Genomic DNA, 12,559 nt, shown 5'->3' with positions numbered 1-12,559 from the left:
TTTGCCGGAAGTACCGCCGGGAAACCGGCGACGAATCGGAGGAGTCAGATGGTTATCATGATGATTGGCGACGTGGTGGGCCGCCGCTCGGTGGAATTTCTCGCGTCGCACTTGTGGAATATTCGAAAGCTGCACGGCATAGACCTTGTCGTAGCCAACGGCGAAAACGCCTCCATCGGGAACGGTCTGCTGCCGGCCGATGCGCAGGACCTGTTTGCCGCAGGGGTCGATGTGATCACATCGGGCAACCACATCTGGAACCGGCGGCAGCTCTATGAGATGCTCGACGACAGCGAGTGTCTGCTGCGGCCTCACAACTACCCGCCGCAGAACCCGGGCAGGGGCTACTGCCATGTGCGCACGCCGAAAGGCACGGTCATGGTGATCAATCTCCAGGGCACGGTCTACATGGAGAGCCTGGAGAATCCCTTTGAGACGGCGCAGCGGCTGCTCGAGGAGAAGCGCGGCGACGCGAATGTCGTGCTCGTCGACTTTCACGCCGAGGCGACCAGCGAGAAGAGAGCGCTCGCGGAATATCTCGACGGCAGAATCACCGCGCTTGTCGGAACACACACCCACGTCGCCACCGCCGACGAACGGGTGCTCAGCGGCGGCACGGCCTTTTTGACCGATCTCGGCATGACGGGCCCGCGCGACTCGGTGCTCGGCGTCGACAAAAAAGCGGTGATCAAAAAGTTCCTCGACCGTACGCCGGTTCGCTTTGAGCAGGCCGACGGGCCGATTCAGATGGACGCTGCCATCATCACAGCCGACGAAAAAACGGGGCTCGCGAGCGCCATCGAGCGGTTTCATATTCTAAAATAGACAAAATTTGTATGGCAAAACTGTGAAAATGGTTAAAATAACGAAAAGACGCTTGTAAGCGGGGATAAAATCATGTATATTGGATGAAACGAATGAGACTTTGACGCGGATTGACTTCTAAGGAATGGATTTTGCAATCGCAGACCAATAAGATGGGAAACGATCGAGTCATTGTAAGGAGGAATCACTGTGGAAATTCTGAAAGTTTCATCAAAATCGAGTCCCAATTCCGTAGCGGGCGCACTTGCGGGCGTCATTCGTGAGCGCGGCGTCGCCGAGGTTCAGGCCATCGGGGCGGGCGCAATCAACCAGGCGGTCAAGGCGATCGCCATTGCGCGGGGCTTTCTCGCTCCGTCGGGCATCAACCTGATCTGCATTCCCGCATTCACCGAGATCAACATCGATGGAGAGGAGCGTACGGCCATCAAGCTGATCGTGGAACCGAGATAACGGCAGTCAAACCGCCCCGGGCATCTGCCCGGGGCTTTTTTCGCCCCAATGTTTACAGAAAATTCAATCTTTTTCTTTTGCGGATACAGGGCCCGTGTGTTATCATGAAAACAGAATTGACAGGCGCTTTGCGCCTTTGGGAGTTGGAATACCAATGCACAGACCGAATGTCGCCGCGCTGGTGCGAAGAGACCGCGACGGCGTACTCTATACCACATCGGCTCAGCTGGAGCGGGAGGATCTCGCGGCCGGCTTTGCAACCCGGGTCGGCGGCGTGAGCGGCGGCTGTTGGCAGGGGCTGAATTTCTCGTTTTCAAGCGGGGACGACGAGCAGTGCGTGCGCGAGAACTACGCGCGCTTCTGCCGTGCGCTCGGCGCGCCGCAGCAGGGGCTCATCCGCGCCTGGCAGGTTCACTCGGATAACATCGTCGTGGTGACGGACAGGGCGCAGTGCCTCGGGCCGAGTCCACAGACGCCGCCCGACCGCGCTGACATTCTCATGACCAATTTGCCCGGTGTGGCGCTGACGACTTTCTACGCCGACTGCGTGCCGGTGCTCCTGTTCGATCCGGTTCACCGGGCGGTCGCAAACGTCCATGCCGGCTGGCGCGGCGCGTCCATTCGCAACGCGCGTACCGCCGTTGCAAAAATGAGCGAGCTCTACAGAACCGATCCGGCCGATCTGCTCGCGGCGGTGGGCCCTGCGGTCTGCGCCGGCTGCTACGAGGTCGGCGAAGAGGTCTGTGAGGCATTTGAGGAGACCTTTGAACCCGGCGAGAGGGAGCTGATCTTCAGCCATGTTGACGGGCGCCCCCATGTGGATTTGAAGCTTGCCAATGTGCTGACGCTCCTCGCGGCCGGCCTGTGTGAGCAGAACATCGCCGCATCCACCGACTGCACCGCCCACATGTCCCAGCTCTACTTCTCTCACCGGCGCATGGGCGAGCGCCGCGGAAACCAGATCGCCCTGATCTGCCTGCGGGAAGAGGGGGAGGCAAAATGAGAAGATTTTCGGCGGTGCTCATTTGCGCAGCGCTTCTGGCGGCTCTCTTCTGCGGTTGTGCGCAGGAGAGCGAGCCGACCATCGCACCGGTCGATCCGGGCACGGTCACGGAACCGACCGAACCCGATGCGCAGCCCTTTGCCGGCAGCGTGACGCTCTGCCGTGTGGCGGACGGAGATCTGAACCCGCTCACGACCAAAAGCCGCATCAATTTTGCACTCGCAGGCCTGATCTACGAAGGTCTCTACGCGCTGGACGAGAACTTCGAGCCGGTGCCTGTGCTGGCGCAGAGCGCGTCAGCCGAGGGCAATGTCTGGCGCATTACGCTGCGCGGCGACGTGCTCTTCCACGATGGCACGCCGCTCACCGCGCAGCATGTGGCGCAGACGCTGAACGCGGCGAGAGCCGATGCGACGGGGAATTACTACAGCCGTCTTCGCGAGGTGCAGTCGGTCACGGCGCAGGACGCCGAAACCGTTTTGATCACTCTCAGCCGGCCGAACAGTCTCTTTTTGTCCCTTTTGAACATTCCCATTGTCAAGGACCCGGTCAGCGAGCCGCTGATCGGCACGGGGGCGTTTGCCTACGACGGAGGCGATACATCACGTCTGCTCCCGGCGGCCGGAACGCAGACCGCTGTGCGCGAGGTGATTCTGCGCGATGTCTCGAGCGACGAACAGGTAGTCGAGCTCTTTGAGAGCGGCGAAGTCGACTTTGTCAGCATGGACCAGGACGACGGGGGAAAACTCGTCATCCACGGCACGCAGAACGCCGTCAGTTACGACAGCACGAGGCTCTTCTACCTCGGGGTCAATGTGGGGAAGAACAGAGCGCTCGCGCAGCCGCTTTTGCGTCTGGCGGTGTCGGCGGCGGCCGATCGCAGCGCCATGATCGACGCCATCATCGACAAGGCGGGGAGTGCCACTGTGTCGGCGCTGCACCCGAGCTGGTATCTGCTCGACGGCGCCGTGGAGGGCTATGAGCTGCGCAGCGCGGCGGAGCTTCTCGATGAGGCCGGCTTTGAGCAGAGCGACGAGGCCGGCCTGCGCCTGCGCGACGGCAAGCCGCTGCAGCTGACCATTTGTGTCAACCAGAAGTCGAGTGAGAAGACGTCGGCGGCAAAACTGCTCGCGCGCGATCTCAAACGCGTCGGCATTGACGCCGTAGTGAATGCTCTGAGTGAGAGCGACTATCTCACGGCCGTGCGCCGGGGCGACTTTGATCTCTACGTCGGGGAGATCAAGCTGCTGCCCGATATGGATCTCTCGGCGCTCATCGGCTCGGGAGGAGCGCTCAACTACGGCGGCTTCTCCGACGTGGCAGTGGACGAGGCGCTCGCGGCACTCAAGGCGCAGGCGTCCCCCGAGAGCGCACAGGCGCTCGCGGCGCTGCTCAGTGAGAAAATGCCGGTCATCCCGCTCTACTTTGGCAACGATATGCTCCTCTCCTCAGGCAACTTCGCCTCGTCGCCAACGCCGCGGCCGGGCGATCCCTACTATGGGCTCTGGGCCTACTGCAAATGAGTAAGTCCCCGGTGCGGCCGGGGACTTTTCTTACGCCAATCTGATACCATAAAAAATACTAAAACTGACTATTTAACAGGGTACAGATTTTTGCTAAGATAGAGCCAACAGAAAAGGGGGAATTGCAGTGAACCAGAAAGTGCTCTATCGAATGGTGGTCACGGGGCTGATGGCGGCCATGATCTTTGTTGTGACCATGTTTTTGAAAATTGAGATTCCGACGCCGACCGGTCCCACCATGCTCAAAATCGGCAACATCATCTGCCTGACGACGGGACTTCTCTTCGGCGGCGTCACCGGCGGACTCGCCGCGGGCATTGGCTCAGCGCTCTTTGACCTGTGCCACCCGGCCTATGCGGCAGAGTTCTACATCACGTTTATCAACTTTTTTATGATGGGTTTTGTCTGCGGCCTCGTCTCGCATCTGCGCGGGCAGCGCGGCAAGAATTTTGCGCTCAACTGCGGTGCGGCTGCAGCGGGTGCGCTGACTTACTTCGTACTCCACATCGGCAAGAATGTGCTGGTTTTGGTGCTGTCAGGCAGCAATTTCCAGGCGGCGCTGCTTGCGAACACGACCAAGATGATCACCTCCGGCGTCAACGCCGCGATTGCGGTGATCGCCGCCGTGCTGATCACGCCGGCGCTGCGGCCGCTGCTCGAGAGAGCCGGTGTCTACCGGAAGCTCGAGGGATAAAAAGGGCTATAACATGATACACATGATGAAGTGTGTTCCCGGCAGATGTTGTAATTTATGAAACTTGTCTCTCGTTATAATAAAGAGAAAAAATGCGCCGCCCTCTGGGCGGCGCATTTTTTGCACACATCGTTGCTGACGTCAATGCCGACCGGTGAATCACGACCATTTGAAGGCTGAATGGAACGCACGATGCATCGTCCGGCGAAAATTTGCCGGAAGAATGTACTACCGGCAATCAACTTCCCAGCTTGACAAAGGGGGAAAAACAGATAAAATATCTTATATAAAATTTTTTAAGTGGAGGGACCGGCGTGCTGGAACAGGATTTCGAGCTGTTGTATCTGAAATTCCGCGCCAATTACTACAAGCGAATGGTGGAGAAAATCGGCCCGCGTGAGGGGAGTCTGAGCGCGACCGAGTGCTTCTGTGTCGAGATCATCCACCTGCTCGGCGGGCCAACGGTGAGTCAGTTTGCGCGGTACTTGAAGATCTCAGTGCCAAACGCCCTCTACAAAATCAACTGTCTGGTGGAAAAGGGCTACGTCGAGCGCATCGACGGCAACGACCGCAGGGAGAACCGTCTGCTGGTCACGGCGAAATTTCTCGACTACTACGGTCTCAGAGACCGCGACAATGCCCGGCTGATGAGCCGGATTCACGAAAGCTTTTCCGAGGAGGAAATAGAGCGGCTTGACGAAATGATCCGGCGCATCATCGCTCTGATGGACGAGCCGGAACAAAGCGGAGGAGAGAACACATGAACACGATCTTATTTGATCTGGACGGCACGCTGCTGCCCATGGACCAGGACGTATTTACAAAGGGCTACTTCAAAGAGCTCGCCGCGAAGTGCGCCCCCTTTGGCCTTGAGGCGGGGCCTCTGGTCGACGCGGTCTGGGCGGGCACGGCGGCCATGGTCAAAAACGACGGCGCTGAGACCAATGAGACCCGCTTCTGGCAGACGTTCGCGGGCATTCTGGGGGAGCGGGTTCTGCCGCTCAAGGAGGAGTTTGAGCACTTTTATGGGCAGGAGTTTCACCGGGCGCGCGCTTTCACAGGCGAGAATCCCCTCGCGGCGCGCACCGTGCGCGCTGTGCGGGAAAAGGGATACCGGGTGGCGCTTGCGACAAATCCTCTCTTTCCGCTTGTGGGCGTGCGTACGCGGCTGTCCTGGCTGGGGCTCACACCGGAGGATTTCTCGCTCGTCACAAGCTATGAGAGCTCGCACTTCTGCAAGCCGAATCCGGGCTATTACCGCGAGGTGCTCGCCGCTCTCGGTGCTGCGCCGCAGGACTGCCTGATGGTGGGCAACGACACCGGGGAGGACGGCTGCGTCGTAGAGCTCGGTATGGATTTCTATCTGGTCACCGACTGCCTCGGCGGCAGCGGGAAGCCGGAGGACTACCGGCACGGCAGCTTTGCGGACTGCGCCGCCTATCTCGAGAGCCTGCCCGCGCTGTGAGCGGCATCTATTTTTCTCTCTGCGCCGCGATGGCCCGATCGAGCTCGTAGAAGTCGTTGTAGGCAAAGGGAATCACCACTTCGCCGGCGGTGTTCAGCGCGCCGCATTTGCCGTCTCTCTGGGCGGAGAACAGACCATTTTCATCCGGTCCGAAAAGTCCGGTGTAGAGGGGTTCGATCACTTCGCGGCAGCTGGTGTCGAGGGCGCCGTAACGCCCGTCCCGCAGAACAATGGCATAGCCGTTGTCAAAGCCGAAGGTGTACTCCTCCATCTCATAGACATAGTCACACAGAAGTTCGCCGCTCCTGTCGCAGAAAGCGTAGCGGGTACGCGACTCGTTTTGTATGAGGGCAAGGCCGTCTTCAAAGGCGGTGAGCACGCCGCTGTAGGGAAATTTCGGTTCGATCACAAAGGCGCCGGTTCGATCGATAAAGCCGATTTTTCCGTCTTTGGCCACCGCGGCCAGTCCCTCGCTGAAGTAGGCGGCGTTCTCATATTCAAAGGGGATGACAGTGCGTCCGGCATAGTCGAGATAGCCCCAGAGCCCATCCTTTGACGCGGCGGTGAGACCGTCGTGAAAGCCGTTGATGCCATCGTACTCGGCCGGCGCAATGACATCTCCGTTTTGGTTGACAAGCCCGTCCTTGCCATCGCGGCGCACGACAAAGAGATCCCCCTCGCCCGCGTAGAACACGACCTCGCAGTTGGGCAGGGACGTTGAGAGCTGCATCTCAATTTTCAGGCGCACATCGGGATCGAGCGGCTCGCGCGTCTCAAGAGGCTGCACCGGTTCTTCCGTGGAGCCGGCGGGATCGGCGGGCGGCTGCGGCTCGTCGGACTGTGCGGGCGACGAACAGCCCGCGAGCAGTGCGAGCAGGAGAGCCAGTGTGAGCAGGAGAGCGGCGTGGCGTTGTTTCATAGCAATATCCTCGTTTTCTGATGGGTTGTCCCGCCGGGGCGGGAGGAGCAAGGCAAAATAGACGCAAAGCGATCATGGTAGAATGCGGCCATGCTTTCAGCCGTCCCGCAGGGACTTGCCTCGCAAGAGGCGGGAGCGCGGCCTTAAGTTTCATAGAATAGCCGCCCTGCGGCTATTCTACCATAAGATTGACGGATCGGTCGATGCGTTTGTTCGACTTTTGTTTTGACACGGCGCATGGTATGATGAAAGAAAGCCACAAGTTTGGAGGACATATGCTCAGAATCATTCAGGCAGCTGATTTTCATCTGGATTCGGCTCTGGTGGGACTCCCGCCGGAGCTTGCCCGCGCGCGGCGCAGCGAGATGCGCGCGCGTGCGGCGCAGCTGATTGACTACGCCGCCGAGAGCGGGGCGCAGATCGCGCTGCTGCCGGGAGATCTGTTTGACGACGGGACGCAGGTCTCAGGTGCCACGGTGCGTCTGCTCGGCGATGCGTTTGAAAGGGCTTCGCGCGTGCGCTTTTTCATCGCCCCGGGAAACCACGACCCTCTCACGCGCGACAGCGTCTACCGCGCGGCGGACTTTCCAAAGAACGTACACATCTTCTCGTCGCGGGAGATGACGGGGGTTCCCATTGAAGAGCTCGGCGTCACGGTGTGGGGAATCGGCAGCTTTGACGCCGCGGCGTCCCACAGGCCGCTCGCGGGCTTTCAGGCCCGGGGGGAGACGCCGCTTCACATCGGCGTTGTACACGGCAACGTCACCGGCTCCAAGGCCGACGATTACGCCCCGATGACGCCGGACGAGATCGCGCACAGCGGCCTTGCCTATCTCGCGCTCGGACATGTGCACAGCTTTGGCGGCGTACAGACGGCGGGAGAGGTCCGCTATGCCTACAGCGGCGCGCTCGAGGGCCGCGGCTTTGACGAGACCGGAGAAAAGGGCTTTTTGGAGGGCACGGTGGAGCGCGGCCGCTGTGAGCTGCGCTTTGTCCCCTTTGCCAGGCGGCGCTATGAGATTGTACCGGTGCGCCTTTGCGACGTTCGCACCACCGAGCAGGCGGCGCTCGCCGTGCGCGAGGCGCTTGACAGCTGCTCGCGCGAGGACATTCTGCGCGTGGTGCTCGAGGGCGAAATCCCGGGGGAGCTGCTGCTGTCGCGGGAGCTAATCGAGAATTCGCTGCGCGATTTCTACCATGTGGAGCTGCGCGACCACACACGCCCACGCGCCGATTTTGGCGCTCTTGCGCAGGAGAACAGCCTGCGCGGGCTGTTTGTCAGACAGATGATGGAAAAACTTTCGATGGCGGCCGATGAGAGCGAGCGTGCGCTCACACAGCGCGCGCTTCGCATCGGCCTGCGGGTGCTTGAGGGAGAGAGGGTGACGCCGGATGAGATTGACTGAGATTCACATCGGCCACTTCGGCGGGCTGCACGACTTCACTCTGCGCCCCGAGCCGGGAATCAATCTGCTCTGCTGCGGCAACGAGTGGGGCAAGAGCACTGTCGCGGCGTTTTTGAAATTCATGTTCTACGGCTTTCCAAAGCGGACCCGCCGCCGCGATGAGGACCCTCTGGAATCGGATCGCGAGCGCTACCAGCCCTGGAGCGGCGAGCGCATTGAGGGCTCGCTGACGCTTGAGAGCGGCGGACGGCTCTACCGCATCGACCGCACGGCGGGCGACCGCCGAGATCGGGTGGCCGTCATGGACGCGCTCACCGGCGAGCCCGTGCGGGAGGTACAGGATCTCGCCCAGCCGGGTGTGTGGCTCTTCGGTGTGGATGAGGGCACTTTCGAGCGTACGGTCTTTGTGCGCCAGTCAGGCGTTGAGGTCACGGCCCACGGGGAGCTGGAGACCCGCATTCGCAACCTTGTGACCACCGGCGACGAGACCACCTCCTACGGGGAGACGGCTGAGAAACTTGCAAAGCTCAAAAGCGGGCTGATGACCCCGACCGGCCGCGGGGGAAGCATTGTGGCTGTAGAAAACGAGATGATACAGCAGCGCCTGGCGCTCGAACGCGCACAGGCGGCCTTTGAACAGCACCGCAGCGAATCGCGCCGTCTGCGCGAGGTGGAGCGGCGTCTCGCGGCCGTGGGCGAGGAACTCGCGACACTCGAGCGGGAGCGTGGGCAGGCCGGGCTGCGCGAGCGTGTCGCGCGCGCGCGCCGGGCGGCTGAGCTCGACAGGCAGCTGCGTATCGAGCGGGAGAGGGCGGAGCGTAAGCCTGCTGTGACCGGTGAGGAACTCGACCGGCTCGCACTCGAGCTCGAGGAGCTCACGCAGCTCGCGGCGCGACGGGATCTCGCCGAGCGGGAGCAGGCTGCCGCAGAGACCCGATACGAGCAGGCCGAGGAGCGGGCCCGGCAGACTCCGGCGCCGCAGCCGGCAAAGCGGGGAACCGCAGCGCCGGCCGTGATTCTCTGGCTGACTGCGCTCGGCGCGGCGGCCGCTGCCATTGTCCTCTCCCCGCTTCTCTGGGTGGCGGCGGGCGTGCTCGCCGTCTTTGGAACGCTGTTTTTTACGGTGCTTCGAAAGCCCGCCGAACCCGATGGCTCCGAGGAGACAGCGGCGCGTGCGCAGTGGGAGCTTGAAGAGGCTGCCGCGCGGCTCAAAGACTGTGAGAGGGAGGCTTCCGCCGCCGCGCAGGCGCTTCGCGACGCCCTTGCACAGGCGGCGCACACCGCGCAGCAGTGCGGCCTGCCGGCGGAGAATGAGGCGCAGCTTCGCGCCGCCATTTTGCAGGCGAGGCAGTCGCTCGCGGACAGCGCGGCCGCCCGGGAGCGCGCGGCGCTGCTTGAGAATAACCTCAGAGCTCTCTGCGGCGACGAGCCGCCCGAGGAGCTTTTGCGCCTTGCGCAGCAGAGCGTGGAGCTGCCGGCGGCGCCTGAGCCGGACAGCGGCCGGGAGCGCAGCCTGCGCGCGGAGCAGCTGAGTCTGACGAGAGAGCGCGGCGAGCTCCGCGCCCGCGTCGAGGCGTTTCTCGAAAAGGGAGAGCTGCCGGCGGACTGCGAGGAGCGCATCGCGGCTCTCTCACAGAAAAAGCGCCGCCAGCAGGACACCTACCGTGCGCTCGAGCTCGCGTCGCAGGCGCTCGACGAGGCGTTTGCGCAGCTGCGAAACAACTTTACCCCCCAGGTGAACGCCGAGGCGGGCCGGCTGTTTTCTCAGATGCTGCAGGGCCGTTATGAGCGGCTTCTCATCGACCACGAGTGCCGCATTCGCGTGGACACGGGCAGCGCCGTACACGAGCTGGGTTATTTCAGCCGCGGGACGCGCGATGCTGCCTATCTCGCCTTTCGCCTGGCGGTGAGCCGGCTGATCTATCAGGGCGAGCGTCCGCCGATGGTCTTTGACGACGCATTTTCCAATCTCGACGACGCGCGGCTTGGGCAGTGCATGGAGCTTCTGCGCTCTCTGTCACAGGACACGCAGATTCTGCTGCTGAGCTGCCAGACGCGCGAGCGCAGGCTGCTCGGCGGCGGCGCTCATCTGCTCGCCCAGAGTGCAAATGAGAAAAAAGTTGTGATTTAGGTCAAAATGGTATAAAATATATGTGCCTTTTGGTAAAAAACTACCTTGGCCATAATATGATAAATATGACGACATCCCAAAACTGGAGGTGTAATGATGATTAAAATGGAAAACAACAACGGCGAGATTCTGATCTCAAACGAGGTGCTTGCCAATATTGTAGGCCACGCGGCAAACGAGTGCTTCGGCGTCGCGGGGATGGCACACAAGAGCACGGCTGACGGCATTGTCGCGCTGCTGAAAAAAGACGGCTACGACAAGGGCGTCAAAGTGGGCGCGACGGACGATAAGCTGAACATCGAACTGCACATTGTTGTAACCTACGGCACTCCGCTTCAGGCGCTGTGCGACAGCATCATCGAAAAGGTCAAATACCAGGTGGAGGAAATGACCGGCTTCGAGGTGGGCGAAATTACAATTTATGTCGACAGAATGGATGTCTGAGACATCCGAGTCTGATGTATCGGGGGTAACTGAATTTGAGTAAGAACATTACCGGCAATATGCTCCGGGATATGGTGATCTCGGGGGCCAACAACATCGAGCAGTACAAGGAGCCGGTCAACGAGCTCAACGTCTTTCCGGTTCCCGACGGGGATACCGGAACCAACATGTCGCTGACCATGTCGTCGGCCGGAGCCGAGCTGCAGCGCGTGGCAGACAAAAATGCGGGCGAGGTCGCGAAGATCACAGCCTCGGCGACGCTCAAGGGCGCGCGCGGAAACTCCGGCGTCATTTTGTCGCTGCTGTTTCGCGGGTTTGCCAAGGGCCTGGCCGACTGTGAGGAGATCGACGGCGTGACACTCGCCGAGGCGCTCGGCCACGGTGTGGCGGCGGCCTACAAGGCCGTCATGAAGCCCACAGAGGGCACCATCCTGACGGTTGCGCGTGTATCCGCCGAAAAGGCGCAGGAGGTCGCGGCGCAGGACAATGACCCGCTCAAGGTCTTTGAGCGGCTTGTGGAGGTCGCAAAGGAAGTGCTCGCCGAGACACCCGAGATGCTGCCGGTCCTAAAGCAGGCGGGCGTTGTGGACTCGGGCGGCCGGGGACTGATCTACATCTACGAGGGTATGCTCTCGGTGCTGCGCGACGGCGTTATCATCAAGGCAAAGGCCCCGCAGGAGAACGCCCAAAAGGCGAATTTCGCCTCGTTTGACAGTGCCGACATCCGCTTTGCCTACTGCACAGAGTTCATCATCCACAAGGAGCACTCGAACAAGGTGAGAAACCCCGAGGCGCTGCGCCAGTTCCTCGAGAGCAACGGCGACAGCGTGGTCTTTGCCGAGGATGACGACATCATCAAGGTGCATGTCCACTCGAACAAGCCCGGGCGCATGCTGCAGGAGGCTCTCAAATACGGCTATCTGACCAACATGAAAATCGAGAACATGATCGAGCAGCTCGCCGAAAAGGCCAGCGAGATGCAAAGCGACGAGCGCGTCGTCGCCGCCCCCGAGAAGCCGATCGGCTTTGTCGCAGTGTCGGCGGGCGAGGGCATCACGAGCGTCTTGCGCGATTTGATGGTCGATGAGGTCGTCTTCGGCGGCCAGACCATGAACCCCTCGACGGAGGACATTCTCAAGGCGGTCGATAAGACTCCGGCCGAGTGTGTGTTTGTGCTGCCCAACAACAAGAATATCATCATGGCCGCCGAGATGGCACAGAAGATTGAAAAGGACAAGCGCATCGTCGTTCTGCCGACCAAGACCATGCCTGAGGGCATTTCGGCCATGCTCGCGTTTGACGAGTCCCTGTCGGTGGAAGAGAACGAGCAGAACATGCGCGAGGCGATCAAGGGCGTCAAAACCGGCCTTGTCACCTATGCGGTGCGCGACTCGGTCACCGACGGCAAAAAAATCAAGCAGGGTGAGATCATCGGCCTGCACGGCGGGCACATTGGCGCCGTGACGAAATCCATTGAGAAGACCGCGCTTGAGCTTGTCAAGCAGATGGTCGATGAGTCGGCCTCGTTTATGACCATTTTCTACGGCGCCGACGTCAAGGCGGAGGATGCCGAACGGCTGCATGAGCTTTTGACCAAGCGCTGCGGCGACCGGCTCGAGGTTACATTGGTTCCGGGCGGCCAGCCGGTCTACTACTACATCATATCTGTGGAATAAACGAAGCGGCGGCGCTGGCCGCC

12 protein-coding genes are annotated in these 12,559 nt (G+C 61.0%); 11 read left to right on the top strand and 1 reads right to left on the bottom strand.

Features of this window, described 5'->3' with window-relative positions; all coding sequences use genetic code 11:
- Window positions 1–48 precede the first annotated feature (48 nt).
- The 7 genes from H8695_RS05180 (at window position 49) to H8695_RS05150 (ending at window position 5,960) form a co-directional block, all read left to right on the top strand.
- Complete coding sequence (locus H8695_RS05180) at window positions 49–825, top strand: TIGR00282 family metallophosphoesterase (RefSeq protein WP_249299838.1); 777 nt, start codon at window positions 49–51, stop codon at window positions 823–825.
- Between the two features lie 189 nt (window positions 826–1,014).
- On the top strand, window positions 1,015–1,275 hold the full coding sequence (locus H8695_RS05175; protein ID WP_249299837.1) for a stage V sporulation protein S: 261 nt from the start codon (window positions 1,015–1,017) through the stop codon (window positions 1,273–1,275).
- A 154-nt stretch (window positions 1,276–1,429) separates the two neighbouring features.
- Entirely contained in the window at window positions 1,430–2,278 is an 849-nt protein-coding gene (gene pgeF, locus H8695_RS05170) for a peptidoglycan editing factor PgeF (RefSeq protein ID WP_249299836.1), read from the top strand.
- The gene (locus H8695_RS05165) at window positions 2,275–3,801 is read left to right on the top strand and encodes an ABC transporter substrate-binding protein (RefSeq protein WP_249299835.1); all 1,527 of its coding nucleotides are present in this window, start codon (window positions 2,275–2,277) and stop codon (window positions 3,799–3,801) included. Before pgeF ends, H8695_RS05165 begins: the two co-directional genes overlap by 4 nt.
- A 127-nt stretch (window positions 3,802–3,928) precedes the next feature.
- The gene (locus tag H8695_RS05160; RefSeq protein WP_249299834.1) at window positions 3,929–4,495 is read left to right on the top strand and encodes an ECF transporter S component; all 567 of its coding nucleotides are present in this window, start codon (window positions 3,929–3,931) and stop codon (window positions 4,493–4,495) included.
- Between the two features lie 314 nt (window positions 4,496–4,809).
- A complete protein-coding gene (locus H8695_RS05155) occupies window positions 4,810–5,259 on the top strand; it encodes a MarR family transcriptional regulator (protein ID WP_249299833.1) in 450 nt (149 codons plus the stop codon).
- Window positions 5,256–5,960: an HAD family hydrolase gene (locus H8695_RS05150; RefSeq protein WP_249299832.1), complete on the top strand. Its 705-nt coding sequence runs from the start codon at window positions 5,256–5,258 to the stop codon at window positions 5,958–5,960. Before H8695_RS05155 ends, H8695_RS05150 begins: the two co-directional genes overlap by 4 nt.
- A 7-nt stretch (window positions 5,961–5,967) precedes the next feature.
- Here H8695_RS05150 and H8695_RS05145 read toward each other — a convergent pair whose 3' ends face one another.
- Window positions 5,968–6,879: a WG repeat-containing protein gene (locus tag H8695_RS05145; RefSeq protein ID WP_249299831.1), complete on the bottom strand. Its 912-nt coding sequence runs from the start codon at window positions 6,877–6,879 to the stop codon at window positions 5,968–5,970.
- A 275-nt stretch (window positions 6,880–7,154) separates the two neighbouring features.
- Here H8695_RS05145 and H8695_RS05140 point away from each other — a divergent pair, with 275 nt between their 5' ends.
- From H8695_RS05140 to H8695_RS05125, 4 genes are all read left to right on the top strand, one after another.
- Window positions 7,155–8,285, top strand: coding sequence for a metallophosphoesterase family protein (locus H8695_RS05140; RefSeq protein ID WP_249299830.1), 1,131 nt, complete (start codon window positions 7,155–7,157; stop codon window positions 8,283–8,285).
- Complete coding sequence (locus tag H8695_RS05135) at window positions 8,272–10,416, top strand: ATP-binding protein (protein ID WP_249299829.1); 2,145 nt, start codon at window positions 8,272–8,274, stop codon at window positions 10,414–10,416. The genes H8695_RS05140 and H8695_RS05135 overlap by 14 nt, the downstream gene beginning before the upstream one ends.
- Window positions 10,417–10,512: 96 nt before the next feature.
- Window positions 10,513–10,860 (top strand): Asp23/Gls24 family envelope stress response protein, encoded by a 348-nt coding sequence (locus H8695_RS05130; protein ID WP_249299828.1) that lies wholly within the window; start codon window positions 10,513–10,515, stop codon window positions 10,858–10,860.
- A gap of 59 nt (window positions 10,861–10,919) precedes the next feature.
- Complete coding sequence (locus H8695_RS05125) at window positions 10,920–12,536, top strand: DAK2 domain-containing protein (protein WP_249300268.1); 1,617 nt, start codon at window positions 10,920–10,922, stop codon at window positions 12,534–12,536.
- Window positions 12,537–12,559: the final 23 nt, after the last annotated feature.

This window comes from Feifania hominis, from assembly GCF_014384765.1.
Taxonomy (GTDB): domain Bacteria; phylum Bacillota; class Clostridia; order Oscillospirales; family Feifaniaceae; genus Feifania; species Feifania hominis.
This window is presented reverse-complemented; position numbering and strand designations above follow the sequence as displayed.